This window comes from Stenotrophomonas sp. STEN022, assembly GCF_056760155.1.
The window spans coordinates 15,538-36,600 of the sequence record NZ_JBRREG010000033.1 but is presented as its reverse complement, the minus strand read 5'-3'; the positions used below and the strand labels follow the sequence as shown (position 1 = coordinate 36,600).

The following is a 21,063-nucleotide window of genomic DNA, read 5'->3' as shown; positions in this document are numbered from 1 at the left end:
CCTGCCCCGCTGATTAGGCAACCAAGCGCCATCCAGCATTCAAGTAACACAGGGCAGACTACACAGGTTCTTCACCGGCCTGCGCACCCCGCATACGCCGGTGTCGTTACACTTCCCGCCCCTGATTCGGCCTGATGTCCGTGGACGCCGCTGCATCCGTTTATCCCCCGAGCTGGTACGCCGCCAGCCAACCCGAACTTCCACTGCGCGCCCCCCTGCATGGGCAGGTGCGCGCCGACGTGGCCGTGCTCGGTGCCGGCTATACCGGCCTGACCGCCGCGCTGGCCTTGGCCGAAAAGGGCTACAAGGTCACCGTACTGGAAGCCGAACGTGTCGGCTGGGGTGCCTCCGGCCGCAACGGCGGCCAGGCCATCGTCGGTTACGGCTGCGAGCAGGACACGCTGGAGGCCTTGGTTGGCGACGCCGATGCGCGGCTGCTGTTCGAGTTCTCGCGCGACGGCATGCACATGCTCAAACAGCGCATCACCAGGCACGGCATCGACTGCGACTGGCGCGACGGCCATGCCAGCGTGCCGATCCAGCCGCGTCAGGAACGCGCCCTGCGCAGCGACATCGAGCGTATGGCGCAGCGCTACGATTACCCACTGGAATGGTGGGATCGCCCGCGCCTGCAACAGGAGCTGGCCAGCGAGCGCTACCTGGGCGCGGTGTATGACGCCGCCAGCGGCCACCTGCATCCGCTGGCTTACGCGCAAGGTCTGGCCCAGGCCGCTGAAGCCGCCGGCGTCACGATCCATGAAGAATCAAAGGTCACCCGGCTTGAGCGCGGGCAGCAAGCTGCGTTGATCACCGCCCACGGTCGCGTAGACGCCGATTTCGTTGTGCTGGCGGGCAACGCGTGGCTACAGGACATCGCACCCGAGCTGGAAACCCGGATGATGCCGGTCGGCACCTATATCGGCGCCACCCAGCCCCTGGGCGCCGAGCGCGCCAGGGCACTGATCCGCAATGACATGGCCGTGGCCGACGTGAACTGGGCGCTGGACTACTTCCGGCTCAGCCGCGACCACCGCCTGTTGTTCGGCGGCCAGGCCAATTACTCGGCATTGCCCCCGCCGGGGCTGCGCGCCAGCATGACCCGGCGCATGCGGCGGGTGTTCCCGCAGCTGGCCGACGTGGAAATGGAGTATGTCTGGGGCGGCTATATCGACATCACCCGCAACCGTGCGCCGCATTGGGGCCGGATCACCCCGAACGTGTACTTCGCGCAGGGTTTTTCCGGCCACGGCGTCGCCAGCACCGGCCTGGCCGGTGAAGTGATCGCCGCCGCCATTGCCGGACAGGCCCAGCGGCTGGACGTGTTCGAGCGCATTCCACACAGCGTATTCCCCGGCGGCAAGGCCTTGCGTATGCCGATGCTGGTGGCGGCGATGTCCTGGTACAAGCTGCGCGACCTGTTGTGGTGAGGCGGGGATTGGAGATTGGGGATGAAGAGCGCGGATCACCACGAGTGCAGGGCGGCGCTTGCCAATCCCGAATCCCGGCTACATACAGCCTCAAGCTCTTACGCCAGCGGCCGCTATACCTTCCGATGCTCCCTACTCTCGCCACTACTGCCAGCACACCACAGGCCGCCTTTGACAGTCCGTCGATCGCGCCCCTGCCCCAGCGCATCCTGCTGGTGGAGAACTCGCGCACCTTTACCACGATGCTGCGCGAGGCCATCGAGCAGCGGCTTGAGCTGCCCGTCAGCGTGGCCTCCAGCCTGGCCGAGGCCGGTGAGCTGCTGGATCGTGAGGATGGCTGGTTCCTGGTCCTGACCGGGCTGATCCTGGCCGACGGCGACCGCGACCAGGTGGTGCAGTACTTCGTCAATCGCGGCCTGCCGACCATCGTCGTCAGTAGTGTCTACGACGAGGACCTGCGCAAGCGCGTGCTGCAACAGCAGATCATCGACTACGTGTTGAAGAACACGCCCGGCAGCATCGACTACCTGGTCTGGCTGGTGCAGCGCATGGAGCGCAACCGCCGCATCGCCGCCTTGGTCGTGGATGACTCACCGTCGGCCCGCGCCTACGCCTCTGCTCTGCTGAGCATGTACGGCTACCACGTCATCGAGGCCGATGACGGTGCCTCCGCGCTGCGTGCCATCGAGGCCGACCCCGCGATCCGACTGGTCATCGTCGATGAGGAAATGCCCGGCATGCAGGGCGTGGAACTGACCCGGCGGCTGCGTGCCTTGCGTGCACGCGACAAGGTGGCGGTGATCGGCATCTCCGGCAATTCGGACCCGTCATTGATTCCGCGCTTCCTCAAGAACGGTGCCAACGACTTCCTGCGCAAACCGTTCTCGCGCGAGGAGTTCTTCTGCCGCGTCTCGCAGAACGTGGACCAGCTGGAACTGATCGGCACGTTGCAGGATCTTGCCACGCGTGACTTCCTGACCGGCCTGCCCAACCGTCGCAGCTTCCTTGAGCAGAGTCAGCGCCAGCTCAGTGCCGTCGACAACGGTGGCATGGTCGCCGTGGCCATGGTCGATATCGATCACTTCAAACACATCAACGACAGCCTCGGCCACGAGGCCGGCGACCAGGCCATCCGCGCGGTCGCCTCGGTGCTGCAGGCCAATACCCGCAGCCAGGACATCAGCTCGCGCTTTGGCGGCGAGGAGTTCTGCCTGATGGTCTCCGGCCTGGATGCAGCCGCCAGCGCTGCGCACTTCGAAAAAGTGCGGCAAGCAGTAGCTGCGTTGCAACTCCCGTTCGGCGACAACACCCTGAGCATGACAGTCAGCATCGGCGTCTGCCGCATGCCACTGCGCAGCGGCAATCTGCACCAGCTGATCACCGAAGCCGACCGCCAGCTGTACCTGGCCAAGGCTGCTGGACGCAACCGCGTTTGCAGCGCCGATACGCACTGAAAACCCTCATTCCGATATCTGAATGAAATCCTTGCCTCGCTGCAGGCATTGATCCAGATCAACGCGCCTGTCCGGCGCGCTCCCTACAGTGCAGCTCAAAGCACACGAGGGAGAAGTGGCGGTGGCACTACTGGTTTGGCAGGACGATCTCAATACGGGTGTCGAGGTCATCGACCATCAGCACATGCGCATCGTGGAGATGCTCAACCACCTTCACGTCGCCCAGAAAAGTCTGGAACAGGTCGCCGTGGCTGAAGTCATCGACGAATTGGTGGACTACACCATGTCGCACTTCGCCTTCGAAGAAGAATTGATGGAAGAGGCAGGCTACCCGTTCTGCGCCGCGCACAAGCGCGTGCATGAAGTGTTCGGCAAGCGCGTCTCCGAGTACCGCATGCGCTTCCAGTCCGGCGAAGACGTCACCGACGAGCTGCGCAACATGTTGTCACGCTGGTTGTTCAACCACATCCGCGGCGACGACAAGGCCTATGCCGAGCACGTCAAGCGCCACCTCAACCAGTTCGCCAGGGATCACCAGGAAGGCAGCTGGCTGGGACGGACGCTGAAGCGCCTGTTCCGCTGAATCGCTTTGCAGGAACGGCGTGGCTGCAGACATCCCCCCAGATATCCCCTCCCCGTCGTTCCTGCGCTTTACCGCTGCAGGAACGCCGCAAGGCGCACGGCGCCGGTCTTGTGTGGGACCGGCAGTAGTCGCGACTTACGGCGTCCCTGCGGCACCCTTGCGTTGCCAACGGCTGATGGCCAACAGGGCCAATGCCGTTGCCAAGGCGGTGATGCACAGGTAGCCGCCAACCGCGGCAATGCCGAATTTTCCGGCCAACCAGGTTGCCGCATAAGGTGCGGGCGCAGCACCCAGGATGCCAGCCAGATTGAACGACAGCGAGGCGCCGGTATAGCGCACCTGCACCGGATACAGACTGGCCAACATGGTGCCGCAGGGGCCGTAAGTCAGGCCCATCAGGAACAGGCCCAGCGACAGGAACAGCAACACCTGCAACGGATGCCCGGCCTGGAACAAGGGCTGGAACAGCAGGCCGAACACGAAGATGCCCAGGGTCGCCCACAACATCGCCTTGACCGTGCCGTGACGATCGCCGTACAGCGCCGCCAATGGAATGCCGGCAGCGAAGAACAGGATGCCGACCATCTGCAACAGCAGGAAGTCCTCGCGCGCATAGCGCAGCACCGACGTGCCATGGCCCAGTGTGAACACCGTCATCAGGTAGAACAGCACAAAGGTGGCGAATGCCGCCAAGGTACCGACGACCACCGCAAAACCATGCCTGACCAGCACCTCACGCATTGGCAGGCGCACGCGCTGGCCTTGGTCCAGCGCCTTCTGGAAATCCGGCGTCTCGCGGATGTTCAAACGCACCCACAGCCCGACGATCACCAGCAGCGCACTGGCGACAAACGGCACGCGCCAGCCCCAGGACAGGAAACTGGCATCGTCCAGAATCCGCCCCAGCAGCAGGAAGGTGCCGGCCGACAGCAGGAAGCCCAGCGGCGCACCCAACTGCGGGAACATCCCGTACCAGGCGCGCTTGCCCGGCGGCGCATTCTCGGTCGCCAGCAACACCGCCCCGCCCCACTCACCGCCCAACCCGAGGCCCTGCCCGAAGCGGCACAAGGCCAGCAGCAACGGCGCGATCACACCAATGTCGTGGTACGTCGGCAGCAGGCCGATCGCCACCGTCGACAAGCCCATCGTCAGCAAGGCCGCGACCAGGGTTGCCTTGCGCCCGATGCGGTCGCCGTAGTGCCCGAACACCGCCGAGCCCACCGGCCGCGCGATGAAGGCCACTGCGAAGGTCGCCAACGACTGCAGCAGCGCGGCGTCATTGCTGCTTTCCGGGAAGAACAGCTTGGGAAACACCAGCACCGCTGCGGTGGCGTAGATGTAGAAATCAAAGAACTCGATGGTGGTGCCGATCAGGCTGGCCGCCAATACGCGGCGCGGGGAATTCAGGGGGGCGGAGCTGGCGGCGGTCGACATGGTCGTAACAGAGGAAATATTGGCCGCAGTCTGCCATGCAGCGCCGCACCGGCCGCTATTTGGTTGCAGCCGACACCGTTGCTTGACGACGCTGTCGTTATTTCCCTGAGAGCAGGAAACTATTGGCACAGATGGCGGTCACAGCATCGGCCCCCGCATGGATGCATTGCCGATGGCGACCTTTTCCGGACGTTTCCGACACCCGCTCGCCCACCTGAGCGCGGCCATTACCGTCGTCGCCGTCCATGCCGCCCTTGCGCTATGGCTGCTGCAGCCACGCCAGCCGAGCTCGCCCGACGCCGGGCCGCGTACCAGCCTGCGCTGGTTGCCGCGTCCTCCAGCTACACCACCGGCCACGCAGGCCGGACACAAGTCCCCGCTGGCGACCAGCAGTGGAATGTCTGCAAATATCCGCTCCCGGCGCTCGCCCACCCAACAACCGCCCCTGGCCTCGCCGCAAACACCGGCCCCAACGCCTGCACCCTTGAATCTGAGCCTTGCCGAAAGCGCCGCCGGCGGCAATCCACTGACCGCCGACAACTTCGCCCAGCAACCGTTTCGACGCCTCAACCAAGACCCTGCGTTCCAGCACGCTCCTCGCTACTTCCGGCTGAAGCCGCAGATGAGCCCGAAACAGATGATCCAGGGTGTGGCCAGCTACCTTGGGTTCTGGCCGCCGGGCTACGAGGTCGATCCCTGCACGCTGAGCCGGCGCGACGTCAGCTATCTCCAGAACGCAGTGAGCGCGCGCGACCGCGACGCATTGCGCACGGCGCTGCTGCAGGAAAGCGCGCGTTGCCGGCGATGACGTCTATGTTGTTTCGCGCAACCGGTCTTGATCCGGACCGATGCAGATCACGAGGGCGAACCCACTCGCTGCGAGCACTTGCAGGCGGAGCTGGCTGGGCTCAAGGGAAAAGGCGGCGCAATGGCTTGATCGCTCCGCCCGCCAGCTGCGCAAGCGGGGCGATGACTGAAACCTGGTGGAGTGCCGCAGGGCACCTGACCACAAACCAAGGTGAGGGCTGTGGGAGCGGTGTAAGCCGCGAAGCATGCATCGCATCAGAGATAAGCATCGATGCGATCAGATGATGTATCGGCTTCGCGACTGACGTCGCTCCCACACGCCTGCGCGCGGCCAGTCCACGGGGAAGGCCCTTGCCGAGCATGGCTCGGCACTACGATTGCCTGTTGCTGCGCGCTGGCCCAAGCATCGTCCGCTCACGTGTTGAACACTCTGCAAACACCTTTTTGCCATCGCTTGCACATCGGTTAACCGCATCCGATTGGCGCGCATTGAATCCGCGACAATTCACGGGTCGATACAGGTTGACGACGTTAGGGTTGATTCCGCGCCAGAAGCGCGATGAACCCGAAGGAGCAGACCGATGAACAACCGACCGCTACGTACCGCCTTGATTGCAGGCGCACTGGTATTGGCTGGCAGCGGCACCGCCCAGGCCCAGGATGCATTGACCGCGCCGCAGGTACGCGCGCAGCTGGAAGCCCAGGGCTACACCAACGTCAAAGACGTCAAGTTCGAGGACGGAATGTGGGAAGCCGACGCGACCAGTGCTGATGGCAAGAAGGTCGACGTGAAGCTTGATCCACGCAACGGCACTGTTTACCCGGACAAGGCCGTGTCGCAGTTGGGCGAGGCGGATATCCGCGCGCAGCTTTCCAGCGCGGGTTACTCCGGCGTTAGCGATGTGAAGCTGGATGACGGCATGTGGAAGGCCAAGGGCAGAACTGCCAGTGGTGAGAAGGTCGAGGTACGTCTGGATCCGGCAACTGGCGCGGTGGTCGCACAGGAGAAAGACTGACGAATGCCCCTCCCCTTCGCTACGCCATAGGGAGGGGGCAGAGCTGCATGCACCGCCCCTCCCCTTTGGCGCAGCCAAGGGGGAGGTTGGGAGGGGGTCGCTTTGCTGTTGCTTGCTAGGCTTCAAACGCAACAACCGAAGCTCAACAGCCACCCCCTTCCCCAGCCCTCCCCTTGGCTTACGCCAAAGGGAGGGAGCGTCAGCCTTCCAGGTTGATCCAGGTCGCCTTCATCTCGGTGTACTTGTCGAAGGCGTGCAAGGACTTGTCGCGGCCATTGCCCGATTGCTTGTACCCGCCAAACGGCGCGGTCATATCACCGCCGTCCCAATAGTTCACCCACACGCTGCCCGCTCGCAGGCCACGTGCGACACGATGCACTCGCGAAACATCGCGCGTCCACACACCGGCAGCCAGGCCGTACTCGGTGTCATTGGCCAACTGCAAGGCGTGCTGCTCGCCATCGAACGCGATCACCGACAGCACCGGGCCGAATATTTCCTCGCGAGCGATGCTTTGTTGCGGACTGACTTCATCAAATACCGTCGGTTCGATATAACACCCGCCCGCAACGACATCCGAACGCTTGCCGCCCAGCAACAGCCGTGCGCCTTCCGCCGTGCCCTTCTCCACATAGCCAAGCACACGCTGGGTCTGCGCTTCATCCACCATCGCCCCCATTGCCGCCTTCGGCTCGAACGGATGCGCAGGCTGCATATGCCGACCATGCTCGATCACCTTGGCGACAAACGCGTCCTTGATCGAACGCTCCACCAGCAGACGCGAGCCTGCCGTACACACTTCGCCCTGGTTGTAGAAAATAGCGCTGGCCGCCGCCTCCGCTGCCTTGTCCAGATCATGGGCGTCGGCAAACACGATGTTCGGACTCTTGCCACCGCATTCCATGTACGCACGCTTCATGTTCGAAAGACCCGCACATTGCAGCAGCCGCTTGCCCACCGCAGTGGAACCAGTGAACACCAGGCCGTCCACATCCATATGCAAGGCCAGCGGCTCACCTGCGCCCTTGCCACTGCCGGGCACCACGTTGAACACACCATCCGGAACGCCGGCTTCGCTCACCAGCTCGGCAAAGCGCAGAGCGCTCAATGGCGACTTCTCCGAAGGCTTGAGCACCACCGAATTGCCAGCCGCGAGCGCTGGGGCGATCTTCCATGCGGCCATCAGCAGCGGGAAATTCCACGGCACGATGGCGCCAATCACGCCCAGCGGCTCGCGGGTGATCAAGCCCAATTCGTTGCCCCCGGTCGGCGCAACTTCGCCGTACAACTTGTCCACCGCCTCCGCCGTCCACTGGATGCAGCGGATCACGCCACCGATATCCACCTGCCGTGCCTGTGCCACCGGCTTGCCCATGTCCAGCGTTTCCAGCAAGGCGAGTTCATCGGCGTGGGCCTCGACCAAGGCCGCCAGCTTCAGCAATACCTGCTTGCGCTTGGCCGGCTTCAACCCTGCCCAATGACCCGCATTGAAGCTGCGTCGGGCCGCCGCCACCGCGCGGTCGATATCGATCTGGCCGCCATCGGCGATCTGTCCCAGCACGCGCCCGTCGATCGGGCTGATGCAATCGAAGGTCGCACCCGATGCCGCGTCCACGTACTGCCCATTCATGAACGCGCGGGTGCGCAGCGACAGACGATCGGCGAGGCTCTGCCACTGTTCACGGATCTGGGGATGGTTCATGAGGTTTTCCCGGTTGCGTAGGCTTTGTCGCTGGCGTTCATGGTACGCCGGTCACCGTAGGGCACCGACACGGACCTGTTATTTTCCGCAAATACAAGGGTTGGCCCCGGCCCGTGCTGGCTTCACAATGCCGCTCCACGTTTCTGGCAGCGCTCATGGACATCATCGTCAACGAAGAACTCAAGGCCTATATCGATCCGCTCACGCAGGACGAGCACGACGCGCTGGAGCGCAGTCTGCTGGCCGAGGGTTGCCGCGACGCACTGGTGCTGTGGGGCGACGTGCTGATCGACGGCCACAACCGCTATGGCATCTGTTCCAGGCACGGCATTCCGTTCAACACCGTGCAGAACACCCGCTTCAAGTCGATGGACGACGTTCATCTGTGGATGATCGAGCAGCACCTTGGCCGCCGCAGCGTGTCCGACTACCAACGCGGCGTGCTCGCCCTGCGCAAGCGCGACATCCTGGAAGCCCGCCGCCGCAGCGAGCAGGAACAGCTGCGCCGCGAGAGCGAAGGTGAGGCTGCGCCCAGCACCGCCGACAACGACAGCCCGCCGTGGGACCCGGCACCCAAGCTGTCCAAGGCCGATCTGGCCCGCGAAGCCAAGCTCAGCCCCAGCCAGGTGACGATGATCGAGAAGATCCACGACCACGCCACCGCCGAGGTGATCGAGGCGATGCGTGTGGGCGCGATCTCGCTCAGCGCTGCGGCGACCGTGGCCAGCCTGCCTGAAGACGAGCAACGCGCAGCGGCGCGTGGCGGCAAGGACGAACTGAAGCAGGCCGCAAAGCGCGTACGCGATGCCAAGCGCAAGCCCAAGGCTGCGCGTGACGACGCCGATGACGAAGCACAGCCGCTGAGCATGGCGGAAGCCGATGGCCTGGACGGCAACGTCGACAGCGCCGAAGTGCAGGCCCTGCGCCAGCGCGTAGCTTCGCTCACCGCCGAGAACCAGGCCCTGCGCATGGAGCTGGATGCCCTGCGCGCGCGCATGCTGGCCGCCCAGGCAGAAGAACCCATCGACGCTTGATTGCACTGAGCCGGCCGCCTAGGCTGCGGTCATCCCTGCAAGGAGCATGTGATGGCCTCGGCCTCCCCCGAACTTGAAGTTTTTGTCCGCGACGCCTTGATGCGCGGGCATAGCCGCCAGCAGGTCAGCAGCGCACTGCTGGCCGCCGGCTGGAGCGAACAGCAGATCAGCGGCGTCCTCGATGGCTGGGCCGAAGTGGATTTCCCGCTGCCGGTGCCACGTCCGCGCGCCTCGCTGTCGGCACGCGAAGCCTTCGCCTATCTGGTGCTGTTCAGCACGCTGTACTTCTTCGCATGGAACCTGGGCAGTCTGCTGTTCCAGCTGATCCAGTACGCCCTGCCCGACCCGGCCGATCCCGATTGGCAACTGATGCGGCTGAGTGGCGGCATCCGCTGGGCGATCTCGGCGTTGGTCATCGCCTTCCCGGTATTCGTGTTCGCCGCCCACCGCGTCAGCCGCGATGTGGACAAGCATCCGATCAAACGGCTGTCGCCGGTGCGCCGCTGGTTGACCTATCTGACCCTGTTCGTCGCCGCCACAGTGTTGATCGGCGACCTCACCGCACTGGTATACAACCTGCTGAGTGGTGACCTGAGCCTGCGCTTCCTGCTCAAGGTGCTGGTGGTCGCCGTCATCGCCGGCACAGTGTTCGGTTACTACCTGTGGGACCTGCGCCAAGAGGAGGTCGAGGCATGAGCCGCACTGCTTGGGGCACCCGCGTACTCTGGGCGACCGGCATCGTTACTGCAGCCGCAATTGCAGTCGGCGTCTGGGTCATCGACTCACCATCACAACAGCGGCTCAAGCGACTCGACGATGCGCGCGTATCGCATCTGCGCACGCTGGAGATCGCAGCCGGCAATTACTGGCGCGAGAATGACGCGTTACCGCCAAACATCCTCGCCCTCGCGGCGCAACCCGGCATGATCCTCACCTATAAGGACCCTGCCGGCGGGCCGGATTATAGCTACCGGACCTTGGACGCCACCCATTACGAGTTGTGTGCGCAGTTCGACACCAGCACTGCGGACGGACCCCAACGCGGCAATGCCGGCGAATGGGCGCACCCTGCGGGCAACCACTGCTTCCGTCGGGCGGTAAGCGCCAAGGACAGCGAGTAAATCGTGGGCCCGCAGGACGATCCGCGCCGTGCGCAGCTGCGACGACTGAAGCTGTACGCCGTGGCGATGCTGCTGGCGATGTTGACCGGTTTCATCGTCAGCCACATCAACGGCGAACGCGGCATCTGGGCCTGGGTGGGCGCGTTCTGTGAGGCGGCCACGGTGGGCGCTCTGGCGGACTGGTTTGCGGTGGTGGCCTTGTTCCGGCGACCGTTGAACCTGCCGATCCCGCATACGGCCATCATTCCGCGCAACAAGGAACGCATCGCCGACAGTCTGGCGGTGTTCGTCCGCGATCACTTCCTGGAACCGGAAGCGCTGCTTGCCAAGCTGAAAGTATTCGACCCCGCTACCCGCCTGGGCGAATGGCTGGCGCAACCAGCGCAGGCCAGGATGCTGGCGGGCATGGCACGCGGCTGGGCGGTGCAGGCGCTGGACCTGCTCGACGAAACCGCAGTGCGCCGCTCCATCCAGAGCTTCGTGGTGGCACAGCTGCGGCAGTGGAATGCGGCGGGAACCGCCGGTGAATTGCTTGGCCTGCTGACTGCCGACAACCGCCACCAGCGCGTGCTCGATGAAGGACTGACCCGCATTGCCCATTGGCTGGACAACGACAAGGTGCGGCAACAAGCCTCGGCCTTGATCGTGCGCTACATCCGCAAGGAATGGCCGAAGCTGGCCAGCACCGTGGACTGGGTCAAACCCATCGACGAGATCGGCGATTCTTTGGCCGACAGGCTTGCTCGCGCCGGGCTGGAAGAGCTGCAGGCGATCCTGTCGCAGCCCGAGCATCCACTGCGGCAGGATTACGCCTCATGGCTCGCCGACTACATCCGCCGTCTGCGCGAAGATCCGGCGTTGGCTGCCAAGGTCGACGCGCTCAAGCAGCAGGTGATCGACCACCCTGCAGTGCAGGACTACGTGCAGGGTTTGTGGCAACGTGTGCACGACTACCTGCGCGCGGATCTGTCACGCGAAGACTCCGCGCTCGCAGGCCATCTGGAGCGCAGCTTGGGCAAGCTTGGCACCACCATCGGCAACGACCCTGCCCTGCGCGACGCCCTGAACCAACATATGCTGGCAGGCGCCGAGAAGTTGACCAATCGCCTGCGCAGCGGCGTCACCAGCCATATTGCCCAGACCGTCAAAGCCTGGGACGAGAAGAAGCTGGTCGAACAGTTGGAGCTCAGCGTCGGCCGCGACCTGCAATACATCCGTTACAACGGCACCCTGGTGGGTGGACTGATCGGCCTGCTGCTGCATGCACTGACCGGCTGGCTGAAGTTCTAGCCAAGCTATTGTAGGAGCGGCGTAAGCCGCGAAGCCGGTATTCCTTCAACTCGGCGACATTTCCGCAATACACAAGAGACAGCCGCATCCCCCGATTGCAGCTGATCAGTGGAATTGAAGACACGCGAGCTTCGCGGCTTACGCCGCTCCCACGAGCGGCGCGCTACGCCGCGCTTGCTGCTACCGCCCGCACTGCATCCACCAACCGATCAATCTGTGCGGTCGAGGTGAATATCCCCGGTGTCACCCGCACGCATGCGCCTTGTGCCAGGCCGTCGCGATGCACGGTGAACACACCGTGCTGCTCCAGCATCCGCCGCGCGATCCCCACGTTCTGCTCAACCGATGTGCGCCCATGCAGCCGGAACGAGGAAATCGCGCTGCTCAGCACTACTTCGTCACTCCCCAGCAACTGCACCCCCGGCACCTCACGCACCCCATCGCGCCAACGGTTGCGCAGCAGCAACAGGCGCTCGCGCTTGGCCTGCACACCGATGGCGGCGTGAAATTCCAGGGCCGCAGGTAAAGCAAGGAAGGCTGCAAAATTGGCCGTCCCAGTATGCACGCGACTGGCAATACCACGATCCGGATCACCCATATACGGGTCGATGTCCGCCACCCGTCCGCGCCGCACATACATCGCACCAACGCCGACTGGCGCGCCTATCCACTTGTGCAGATTGATACCGACAAAGTCGGCCCCCAACTCGCCAACCTGCATGTCCACCTGACCCACCGCATGCGCGGCATCGACCATCACATCCACACCGCGCGCTTTGGCCAGCGCCGCAATCTCGGCGACCGGCAACAACATGCCATTGCGGTGATTCACATGGGTCAGCAACATCAGTTTCAGACGCGGATGCCTGGCCAGCGCATCGGCATAGACCTGCACTACCGTCGCCGCATCGCATGGCTCCGGCAACGCGATCGCCACCGGTTCAGCGCCACGGCGCTGCTGCAGCCAGCACATCGCGGTGATAGTGCTGTCGTAGTCGATATCGGCATACAGCACCTGGTCACCCGGCTGCAGCCGGTTGTAACCACCGATCATTGCCTGCAAGGCTTCTGTCGCACCGCGGGTAAGCACCAGCTCGTCCTCGCCCACGCCGAGGAAGGCTGCCAAGCGCCGCTGCACCACGCGTGCCCGCTTTGGGAACTCGACACGACCAAACCAGGCATTGCCTTGATTCACTTCCGCGGTGGCCTGCTGATAGGCCTGCAACACCGGACGCGCCATTGCCCCCCAATAGCCGTTGTCCAGCATCACCACCTCATCGGTGAGCTCGTACTGGGCAGCGACTGCCGCCCAGTACGCCCCATCCGTGGCCAACTGCGCGGCAGATCTGTCTGCCGGTGCGCTTGGCAGTGACGCTAATGGCTTGATCGAGGCCAGCGCACCAGCGGCAGTGCCCGCCAACGGCAGCATCGCCGCCGAACGCAGAAGACGACGTCGACTGGTATCCATGCTTAGAACTTCAACCGGTATTCGGCGTAGACATTGCGACCGTCGGTGTCATACGGCGCGTTGCGCGAATAGATCAGGCCGCGACTGGCCTGGAAACTCGCCTCGTCCGGATAACGGTTGAATACATTGTCGGCACCGACCCGCAGCGAGTGCATCGCATTGATGCGGTAGCTCACTGCCAGATCGAAGAACTGCATGGCGCCGAAGCGCTGGAAGATATCGCCGGTGGCGTTGCCCGAGGAGTCGGTCCACGCACCGTAGTGGCGCAGCTTGCCCAGCACGCTCCAGCTACCGATGTCGTAGTTTGCGCTGAAGGTTCCCTTCTGCCGAGGCAGGCGCTCTTCGAACACCACACGCTGGCTGGCATTGGTCGCAACACCGGTATCGCCCTTGTCGACTTCGGTCATGTTGTAGTTCCAGCCGACGGTCAGGTTCAAACGGCCCGCCCCCAGCTCGGCGGCATAGCTTCCAACCAGATCGATGCCGCGCGTAGTGGTGTCGAAGTCATTGGTGAAGTAGCTCACCGAGGTATAACCCATCGGATTGGCGACGCCGGCCGGAATCTGGAATGAGGCTGATTGACTGAAACGATCGGTGACCTTGATGTCGTACAGGTCCACAGAGCCCGAGAAGCCGGCATCGTTGCGCCAGGTCAGGCCCAGCGATGCGGTGCGTGACTGCTCCGGCTTCAGATCCTTTGCGCCCAACATGCGTGCCAGCGGATCGCTGGGCGACAGGCGCCCGGAGGTGAACACCTGCAGCGTCACCGTATCCAGGCCCTGCTGGGTATTGGTGGTGTAAAGCTGGCCAGGTGTCGGCGCGCGAAAGCCGGTGGACACCGAGCCGCGCAGGGCGAAGTCCGGGGTGAACTCGAAGCGCGAGGACAGCTTGCCATCCACGGTCTGGCCAAAGCTTGAGAAGTGCTCGTAGCGCGTTGCAGCACCCACGCTCCAGCGCGCGGTCATCGGCACTTCCACGTCGACATAGGCGGCGTAACTGCGCTGGTCCCAGCTGCCAGCGTTGGCCGGACTGAAGCCAGGCGCACCGTTGGAGTTGCCCGCCAGGCCCGCGACCGCACCAGGGCCGATTGCGTACGACGCCGCGTCACCAGCATCCACACCATAGGTTTCCTCACGAAACTCGGCACCGAAGGCGACATTCACCGGCGACGCCAGCGCGGCCAATGGCAGGCTGTAGACGAAGTCGGCGTTGAGGTTGCGCTCTTCCTGGCTCAGGCGACCGAGGTAGAACGAGGTAGGGCTGTCCGGTCCCAATGAGGCATTGATCGAATTCCCCAGCGCGTACTCGATGCGGTTGCGCCCGAAGCTGCCGCTTACATCCCAGTCCAGATTTTCACCGATACGACCGCGCACGCCGAACAGCAGCTGCAGATCGTCATAGTCGGTGCCGTACTTTGGGCTGAAGCCGGTCGGGTACAGCGTGCGCACATCCCAGCCCGGAAACACCGCCGTGGTGTTGTAGACCGAGGCGGTGCCATCCGGGTTGCGCCAGTTGAAATCACTCAGACCCTCGCCCTTGCCATACAGGCCGTAGCCGTAGATCTCGGTGGTTTCGCCCAGGTAGTGCTTGAGGTTGAAACCTACGCGTTTGTTCTCAAGCTCCGGCTGGCCCCAGCGCTGTACCGGGTTTGGCACTTTCAATTCTGGGTGCTTGTTCTGGAAAGCGATTGCATCGGCGCGCTGACGGGTGCGCGAGGTCGCATCGGAATTGTCGTAGTCGGCGAACAAGGACAGGCTGCCGGCATCACCTAATGCAATGCCGGTGCGTGCTCCAACGTTACGCGAGGTGCCATCGCCTTCGCTGTACTGCGACAGGCCCATGCTCACTTCGGTGCCAACGCTGTCATCAAGAATGATGTTGATCACGCCGGCAATCGCATCGGACCCGTACTGCGCCGAGGCACCGTCGCGCAGTACTTCGATGCGCTGGATCGCGCTCTTCGGTATCTGCGCCAGATCCGGCCCCTGCGCACCACGCGCGCCCAGCAAGGCCGAGCGATGGAAGCGGCGACCATTGACCAGCACCAGGGTCTGATCCGGTGACAGGCCACGCAGCGTGGCAGGTCGCACAAACACCTGCCCGTCATTCATCGGCATGCGTTGCACCACGAACGAAGGCACCAGCTGCGCCAGCACGTCGGCAAGATCAGACGACTCGATGCCCTGGATTTCTTCCTGCGAGAACACATCCACCGGTGCCAGCGTATCGAACTGGGTGCGATTGGAACCGCGCGTACCAGTGACGATCATCGCGTCGAGGTTGGTCGCCTTTGCTGCTGGCGCTGCCTCCACCTGTTGCGCATGCGCTCCGCTTGCCACGCCACCAAGTACCACCAATCCAACTGCAATCGACAACGCACAACGCTTCACTGGCTGCTCCGGAATTCGAAAGACTGCTTCAGGCAAGTGCCTGCGGGGAGCTTCGCATTCTCGTAACAACGTATTGCCCGGCGATGACAGATACAGCGCGTAGCGCTGCGGAATGAAGCAAGCAGACGTTCGCCGTTGTTGCTTGCGAACGTCATCAATCGGTGTGTGCCCACCGCATCGACACCACATGACGTGATCCGTAGCACTCGTTGAATCCGCATGGCAACGAGAGCACAAGCCTGCGAGCGGCAATGACACATCCGCTTGCTTAATTAAATGCGAACAATTATCGTTACCACCTAGGCAGTACGCCCAGCCTCGTGCGACATGGATGTTTCACTCCATCCCGCCACGCCCCGTGTACCCCCGATATCCGAACTGATGCCACGCGGGCCGTAGCCGGCTGCGTCGTGCATGCAGGCCAGCTGGCGGGAGCGACACTACCCGGGGCATCCACGCATGGCGTGGACTGCACCGTGGGCGATTCCTGTGGTTGGCAATCCTTTTGCCCAACAGGAATCCACCATGTCCTCCCGTCCCATCTTGCCGCAGCCCGCGTTACTGGCCGCCGCACTTTCTGTCGCCCTCTGCAGCGCCGCCTCCGCATGGGCGGAGGACGCGGCGCCTGCCGCCACCAATCTGGATACGGTGAAAGTCGTCGCCGACGCCGATATCCCCACGTCGTACACAGTCAAGCAGGCGCGTACCGCGACCAAGCTGGATTTGTCGCTGCGGCACACTCCGCAGTCGGTCACCGTGCTTATCCGCCAGCGCCTGGACGACATGGGTCTGTATGCGATGTCCGACGTGATGGGCCAGGTCACCGGCGTGCACGTGGCGGTCACCGACAGCGAACGCATCAATTTCGTCTCGCGCGGCTACACCATCAACAACTTCCAGGTTGATGGCATGCTCAATACCTTCGGCGGCTACATCAAGACCAACAACGACAGCGTCATCTATGACCGCATCGAAGTGGTCCGCGGTGCCACCGGTTTGACGACCGGCGCAGGTGATCCCTCCGGCACCATCAACTACGTCCGCAAGCGCCCCACCGACGAGTTCGCGATGAGCGCCAACCTGATGCTCGGCCGCTGGGGCAACCAGCGCCTTGAAGCGGATATCGGTGGCCCGATCGCATTGGATGGCCGCGTGCGCGCACGCATCGTCGCCGCCAAGCAGCAGAGCGATTCGTTCCGCGACGTCTACAGGCTCGACAAAGATGTGTTCTACGGCATCGTCCAGGCTGACCTGAGCGACAGCACCTTGCTGGAAGTCGGCTACGAATACCAATCGCCGGAAACCTCAGGCGTTACATGGGGCGTGGTCCCGTATTGGGGCGTCGATGGCAAACCGGCCAAGCTGCCGCGCTCGACAAACTTCTCGGCACGCTGGAGCCGTTGGCCGATCGTGGAGAAGACCGCATTCGCAAGACTCGAACAAAGCCTGGGCCACGACTGGGCGATCAAGGCCAGCTACACCCGCTCCAAGCGCGAGACCGAAGGCAACGTCTGGTACGGCGCTGCTGGCTACCCGCGCCCGGATGGTACCGGCGTAACCGCCTACATCGGTGCCTTCGGCGAGCGCGGTGACATGCAGGTATTCGACCTCAATGCCGGCGGCCCGTTCAAGCTGTTCGGGCGCGAGCACGAGCTGGTGGTCGGCCTTGGCCAGTCGGTGCGCAAGGGCGAAGTGCCGGGCTCGGACTTCGATTACGCCGATGGCTACGACAAGGTACCGGATTGGCGCCACTGGACCGGCGACGTGGCGCCGTTGCAGGTCAATCGTTACAACTGGCTGTCCTCGCAGGATCAGCTCAAGCAGCGCGCCGCCTATGTTGCTGCTCGCCTGCAGCTTGCCGATCCACTGATGGCGGTGCTCGGCGCACGCTACGGCAGCTGGGAAACCCGTAGCTGGGAATACGAACGCGACGCGTCCGGCAAGCTGCTGGGCACCGACCGAGGTGGTTACAAGCCGGATGATTCGCTGACGCCTTACGCCGGCCTGATCTACGACTTCAGCAAATCGTTCAGCGCCTACGCCAGCTACACCGACATCTTCCAGCCGCAGGAATACCGCGACAAGAACAACAACTACCTGGAACCGGTGGTTGGCGACATGTGGGAAGCCGGCGTCAAGGCCGAGCTCTTCGACGGCCGGATGAACGCATCGGCGGCCTTGTTCAAGGGCGTCAAGGACAACGTCGCCGAGGTCGATGATTCGGTGCCGGAGAACTCCTTGCCCGATGGCTCCACCGCCTACCGCTCAACCGGCAAGGGCAACAAGGTCAAGGGCTGGGAAGTGGAAGCCCAGGGCAGCATCAGCGAACACTGGAACCTTTCGGCCGGCTATGCCCACACCGTCATCCGCAACAAGGATGGCGTACGCCAAAGCACCACCACCCCGGTCAACACCTTCCGCCTCAACACCAGCTGGCGCCCGGGCGGTGCTTGGAGTCGCTTGTCGCTGGGCGGCGGCGCCACCTGGCAGAGCGAGATCTGGCGCATGAGCAATCGTCCCGCTGAGGACTACATCACCAGTGGCAAGCGCTACAAATCGCCGATCACCCAGGACGCGGTAGTACTGCTCAACGCGTTCGCCGGTTACCAGTTCAACGACAACTTCTCGGCGCAGTTGAACATCAACAACCTGCTCGACAAGAAGTACTACAGCAACGTCGGCTTCTATGACGGCGTCAACTGGGGCGAGCCGCGCAACGTGCGTTTGAGCCTGCGCTGGAAGCTGTAATCCCTCCAGGGAAACCACTGCTTCGCAGTGGCGGCCAAGGAAGGCCGACCTATCCCTCGCCACCGGCAACGCCGGTGGCGTCCGTATTGATCCGACTTTGCAGGTTCCCGTGGACAGCACGCCTCTCGCCAGCCCCTGGTACTCCCGTTTTGGCAGTTTCTTCGCACGCCCATGGCTGGGCGTGTTGTCGCGCTCGCTTGCCGCCATCGTCGGCGGCTACGCACTGGCCGCCACGTGCTCGATGTTCTTCGCCGTGGCCCTGCCCATCGCCCGCAGCCAAGCGGTACTGACCGGCATGCTGGTCGCCATCGTGCTATGCGCCTGCGCCGCATTGTGGGCGTTTGCTACCCGCAGCGCTTTGCTTGCCTGGATCGGCATCCTGATCCCGACCGCGCTGTTGTGGTTGGGCACACAGTGGTTTGGAGCTGCGGCATGAAGAACGGATTCCGCCAGTCGATGGCGTGGCTGCATACCTGGACCGGCTTGCTGGTCGGTTGGTTGTTGTTGCTGATTTTCATGGCAGGCACCGCCAGCTACTACCGCGAGGAAATCAGCCGCTGGATGCGCCCGGAGCTGCCACGCAGCACGGTCAGCGCCGACGATGCCGCCGGCCGCGCGCTCAGCTTCCTGCAGCACAAGGCACCACAGGCCGAGAGTTGGAGCGTCACCCTGCCCGACACCCGCAACCCGGCGCTGCGCATGTTCTGGCGTAACCCGGAATCGATGGTCAAGCCGCCAGTCGAAGGCGAAAAGCGCCGACGCCGTGGTGGTGGCCGCTTCGGGGATGCCAGCGTCGACCCGAATACCGGTAACGAAGTCACCGCACGCGAAACCCGTGGCGGCGATTTCTTTTATCGCCTGCACTTCGACCTGCACTACATCCCGGTGGTATGGGCACGCTACATCGTGGGTTTCTGCGCGATGTTCATGCTGGTGGCGATCATTACCGGCGTCATCACCCACAAGAAGATTTTCAAGGACTTCTTCACCTTCCGTCCGCAGAAAGGTCTGCGCTCATGGCTGGACTTCCATAACGTCAGCGCCGTGATGGCGTTGCCGTACCATGCCATGATCACCTACACCGGCATCGTCACCTTGATGCTCATGTACCTGCCATGGGGTGTGAGCACGGCCTATCCCAAGGATGAAGATGCGTTCTTCAGTGAAGCCTTCGCACGCATGGCCGACGTCGAATCACCGGGCCAAGGCACGGCGGTGCCAGTGCCGATCCAACAGTTGATGGACAGCGCGCGCAAACAGTGGAACGGCGCCGATATCGCCGGCTTCACCGTGTACCGCCCCGGCGCTGCCAATGCCGTTGTGGACATCCAGCAGCGCGATGGCAAACGCCTGTCCATAGACACGCCGTCGCTGCGTTACAACGCAGTCAGTGGCGAACTTCTGGAAGCCAGTCCCAATGCTGGTGGCGCAACGCAGACGCGCGGCGTGATGTATGGCCTGCATCTCGCACGTTTTGCTGACTGGGGCCTGCGCGCCCTGTTCTTCTTGTCTGGCCTGATCGGCTGTCTGATGGTGGCCAGTGGCGTGGTGCTGTGGGCGGTGAAGGAACGACCCAAACATGCCAAATCCGGCAAGACCGGCTTCGGCCTGCGCCTGGTCGATGCCTTGAACATTGGTGCCGTCGCCGGCCTGCCGATTGCCTTCGCCGCTTACTTCTGGGGCAATCGCTTGCTGCCTGTGCAACTGGCCGAACGTTCGGCTGCAGAGGCCAATGTGTTCTTCTGGGCCTGGGGCACTGCCCTGCTGGCGGCGTTCATCTGGCCCAAGCGGATGATGTGGGCCTGGCAGTTGTATGTCGGCGCAGCCTTGTTCGCGCTGATTCCCTTGCTCAATGCCTCGACCACGGATGCGCATCTTGGCGCAACCATTGCCGCAGGTGACTGGGTATTGGCGAGCTTCGACCTGACCATGGTCGCCTTCGGCGCAATGTTGGCGTACTGCGGTTGGCGCATGCAGCATTGGCAGCCGCCATTGAGTGCCGCCGAAAAGAAGCGCCGGCAACAAGCCACTGTCGCTGCGGAGGCAAGCGCATGATGCTGCTTGCATTGGGTTTGTCGTTCGCTGCGTTTGCGGCCTTGTCGTTGGCGATGGAGAAGCATCAGCTGGAGCTGCACGGCAAGGCCTGCGCCAGCGCCGCACGCATGCGGCTGTGGCGCTGGTTGGGCTGGAGCCTGCTGACCGCGGCGTTCGTGCTGTGCGTCTGGCGCAACGGCTGGGCAATGGGGCCGGTGTGGTGGCTGGGGGCGATGACACTCGCCGGCCTGCTGCTGGCGTTCGGGCTGTACCCTTACCGGCCGCGCTGGATTGCGCCGTTGGCGTGGGCGCTGCCGGTCGTAGGAATGGCGGCGGCAAGCCTGTAGGGCCGAGCAATGCTCGGTTGAAGAAAGAGCCTGGTAGAGCCGAGCCATGCTCGGCTGGGGCGTTATCGGGAGAGTCTCTGCCGAGCATGGCTCGGCACTACAGTTCGCATTGCTTGGAAAGCCTCTGCCGAGCATGGCTCGGCACTACAGTTCGCATTGCTTGGAAAGCCTCTGCCGAGCATGGCTCGGCACTACAGGTGAGGCTGCC

Annotated in this window: 17 protein-coding genes; 13 read left to right on the top strand and 4 right to left on the bottom strand. The window is 63.5% G+C overall.

What is annotated here, in order from left to right:
* Positions 1 to 134 precede the first annotated feature (134 nt).
* From ACVOMF_RS09150 to ACVOMF_RS09140, 3 genes are all read left to right on the top strand, one after another.
* Positions 135 to 1,427 (top strand): NAD(P)/FAD-dependent oxidoreductase, encoded by a 1,293-nt coding sequence (locus ACVOMF_RS09150; RefSeq protein ID WP_481509000.1) that lies wholly within the window; start codon positions 135 to 137, stop codon positions 1,425 to 1,427.
* 125 nt (positions 1,428 to 1,552) lie between these two features.
* On the top strand, positions 1,553 to 2,881 hold the full coding sequence (locus tag ACVOMF_RS09145; protein ID WP_481508999.1) for a GGDEF domain-containing response regulator: 1,329 nt from the start codon (positions 1,553 to 1,555) through the stop codon (positions 2,879 to 2,881).
* A 121-nt stretch (positions 2,882 to 3,002) separates the two neighbouring features.
* Positions 3,003 to 3,464, top strand: a complete 462-nt coding sequence (locus ACVOMF_RS09140; protein WP_481508998.1) for a bacteriohemerythrin — start codon at positions 3,003 to 3,005, stop codon at positions 3,462 to 3,464.
* A 135-nt stretch (positions 3,465 to 3,599) separates the two neighbouring features.
* Here ACVOMF_RS09140 and ACVOMF_RS09135 read toward each other — a convergent pair whose 3' ends face one another.
* Positions 3,600 to 4,898, bottom strand: a complete 1,299-nt coding sequence (locus ACVOMF_RS09135; protein ID WP_481508997.1) for an MFS transporter — start codon at positions 4,896 to 4,898, stop codon at positions 3,600 to 3,602.
* A 172-nt stretch (positions 4,899 to 5,070) separates the two neighbouring features.
* Between ACVOMF_RS09135 and ACVOMF_RS09130 the strand changes: the two genes are divergently transcribed.
* Both ACVOMF_RS09130 and ACVOMF_RS09125 read left to right on the top strand, forming a co-directional pair.
* Positions 5,071 to 5,706, top strand: coding sequence for a hypothetical protein (locus ACVOMF_RS09130; RefSeq protein WP_481508996.1), 636 nt, complete (start codon positions 5,071 to 5,073; stop codon positions 5,704 to 5,706).
* A 580-nt stretch (positions 5,707 to 6,286) separates the two neighbouring features.
* On the top strand, positions 6,287 to 6,721 hold the full coding sequence (locus ACVOMF_RS09125) for a PepSY domain-containing protein (RefSeq protein WP_481508995.1): 435 nt from the start codon (positions 6,287 to 6,289) through the stop codon (positions 6,719 to 6,721).
* Between the two features lie 199 nt (positions 6,722 to 6,920).
* On the opposite strand, the gene ACVOMF_RS09120 is transcribed toward ACVOMF_RS09125, so the two are convergent.
* Complete coding sequence (locus tag ACVOMF_RS09120; RefSeq protein WP_481508994.1) at positions 6,921 to 8,423, bottom strand: aldehyde dehydrogenase; 1,503 nt, start codon at positions 8,421 to 8,423, stop codon at positions 6,921 to 6,923.
* A 155-nt stretch (positions 8,424 to 8,578) separates the two neighbouring features.
* Between ACVOMF_RS09120 and ACVOMF_RS09115 the strand changes: the two genes are divergently transcribed.
* From ACVOMF_RS09115 to ACVOMF_RS09100, 4 genes are read left to right on the top strand one after another with little or no spacing between them, the layout of a single operon-like run.
* A complete protein-coding gene (locus tag ACVOMF_RS09115; protein WP_481508993.1) occupies positions 8,579 to 9,457 on the top strand; it encodes a ParB N-terminal domain-containing protein in 879 nt (292 codons plus the stop codon).
* A 51-nt stretch (positions 9,458 to 9,508) separates the two neighbouring features.
* Positions 9,509 to 10,153: a DUF5671 domain-containing protein gene (locus ACVOMF_RS09110; protein ID WP_481508992.1), complete on the top strand. Its 645-nt coding sequence runs from the start codon at positions 9,509 to 9,511 to the stop codon at positions 10,151 to 10,153.
* Positions 10,150 to 10,578, top strand: coding sequence for a hypothetical protein (locus ACVOMF_RS09105; RefSeq protein ID WP_481508991.1), 429 nt, complete (start codon positions 10,150 to 10,152; stop codon positions 10,576 to 10,578). The genes ACVOMF_RS09110 and ACVOMF_RS09105 overlap by 4 nt, the downstream gene beginning before the upstream one ends.
* Positions 10,579 to 10,581: 3 nt before the next feature.
* A complete protein-coding gene (locus tag ACVOMF_RS09100) occupies positions 10,582 to 11,868 on the top strand; it encodes a DUF445 domain-containing protein (RefSeq protein ID WP_481508990.1) in 1,287 nt (428 codons plus the stop codon).
* A gap of 163 nt (positions 11,869 to 12,031) precedes the next feature.
* Here the strand turns inward: ACVOMF_RS09100 and ACVOMF_RS09095 are convergent, their stop codons facing one another.
* Both ACVOMF_RS09095 and ACVOMF_RS09090 read right to left on the bottom strand, forming a co-directional pair.
* Positions 12,032 to 13,336, bottom strand: coding sequence for an aminotransferase class V-fold PLP-dependent enzyme (locus ACVOMF_RS09095; RefSeq protein WP_481508989.1), 1,305 nt, complete (start codon positions 13,334 to 13,336; stop codon positions 12,032 to 12,034).
* A gap of 2 nt (positions 13,337 to 13,338) precedes the next feature.
* Complete coding sequence (locus tag ACVOMF_RS09090) at positions 13,339 to 15,726, bottom strand: TonB-dependent receptor plug domain-containing protein (RefSeq protein WP_481508988.1); 2,388 nt, start codon at positions 15,724 to 15,726, stop codon at positions 13,339 to 13,341.
* 525 nt (positions 15,727 to 16,251) lie between these two features.
* Here ACVOMF_RS09090 and ACVOMF_RS09085 point away from each other — a divergent pair.
* From ACVOMF_RS09085 to ACVOMF_RS09070, 4 genes are all read left to right on the top strand, one after another.
* Positions 16,252 to 18,474: a TonB-dependent siderophore receptor gene (locus ACVOMF_RS09085; protein ID WP_481508987.1), complete on the top strand. Its 2,223-nt coding sequence runs from the start codon at positions 16,252 to 16,254 to the stop codon at positions 18,472 to 18,474.
* Positions 18,475 to 18,583: 109 nt separating this feature from the next.
* Positions 18,584 to 18,910, top strand: coding sequence for a DUF3649 domain-containing protein (locus ACVOMF_RS09080; RefSeq protein WP_481508986.1), 327 nt, complete (start codon positions 18,584 to 18,586; stop codon positions 18,908 to 18,910).
* Entirely contained in the window at positions 18,907 to 20,529 is a 1,623-nt protein-coding gene (locus ACVOMF_RS09075) for a PepSY-associated TM helix domain-containing protein (protein WP_481508985.1), read from the top strand. The genes ACVOMF_RS09080 and ACVOMF_RS09075 overlap by 4 nt, the downstream gene beginning before the upstream one ends.
* The gene (locus tag ACVOMF_RS09070) at positions 20,526 to 20,855 is read left to right on the top strand and encodes a DUF3325 domain-containing protein (protein ID WP_481508984.1); all 330 of its coding nucleotides are present in this window, start codon (positions 20,526 to 20,528) and stop codon (positions 20,853 to 20,855) included. The genes ACVOMF_RS09075 and ACVOMF_RS09070 overlap by 4 nt, the downstream gene beginning before the upstream one ends.
* The last annotated feature ends 208 nt before the right edge of the window (positions 20,856 to 21,063 follow it).

What these genes read in the sequence shown, in the direction of transcription:
- ACVOMF_RS09110 (WP_481508992.1), top strand. Translation starts at nt 9,509, where the DNA reads ATGGCCTCGGCCTCCCCCGAACTTGAAGTTTTTGTCCGCGACGCCTTG.
- ACVOMF_RS09145 (WP_481508999.1), top strand. Translation starts at nt 1,553, where the DNA reads ATGCTCCCTACTCTCGCCACTACTGCCAGCACACCACAGGCCGCCTTT.
- ACVOMF_RS09125 (WP_481508995.1), top strand. Translation starts at nt 6,287, where the DNA reads ATGAACAACCGACCGCTACGTACCGCCTTGATTGCAGGCGCACTGGTA.
- ACVOMF_RS09150 (WP_481509000.1), top strand. Translation starts at nt 135, where the DNA reads ATGTCCGTGGACGCCGCTGCATCCGTTTATCCCCCGAGCTGGTACGCC.
- ACVOMF_RS09070 (WP_481508984.1), top strand. Translation starts at nt 20,526, where the DNA reads ATGATGCTGCTTGCATTGGGTTTGTCGTTCGCTGCGTTTGCGGCCTTG.
- ACVOMF_RS09075 (WP_481508985.1), top strand. Translation starts at nt 18,907, where the DNA reads ATGAAGAACGGATTCCGCCAGTCGATGGCGTGGCTGCATACCTGGACC.
- ACVOMF_RS09105 (WP_481508991.1), top strand. Translation starts at nt 10,150, where the DNA reads ATGAGCCGCACTGCTTGGGGCACCCGCGTACTCTGGGCGACCGGCATC.
- ACVOMF_RS09115 (WP_481508993.1), top strand. Translation starts at nt 8,579, where the DNA reads ATGGACATCATCGTCAACGAAGAACTCAAGGCCTATATCGATCCGCTC.
- ACVOMF_RS09085 (WP_481508987.1), top strand. Translation starts at nt 16,252, where the DNA reads ATGTCCTCCCGTCCCATCTTGCCGCAGCCCGCGTTACTGGCCGCCGCA.
- ACVOMF_RS09130 (WP_481508996.1), top strand. Translation starts at nt 5,071, where the DNA reads ATGGCGACCTTTTCCGGACGTTTCCGACACCCGCTCGCCCACCTGAGC.
- ACVOMF_RS09120 (WP_481508994.1), bottom strand. Translation starts at nt 8,423, where the DNA reads ATGAACCATCCCCAGATCCGTGAACAGTGGCAGAGCCTCGCCGATCGT.
- ACVOMF_RS09135 (WP_481508997.1), bottom strand. Translation starts at nt 4,898, where the DNA reads ATGTCGACCGCCGCCAGCTCCGCCCCCCTGAATTCCCCGCGCCGCGTA.
- ACVOMF_RS09095 (WP_481508989.1), bottom strand. Translation starts at nt 13,336, where the DNA reads ATGGATACCAGTCGACGTCGTCTTCTGCGTTCGGCGGCGATGCTGCCG.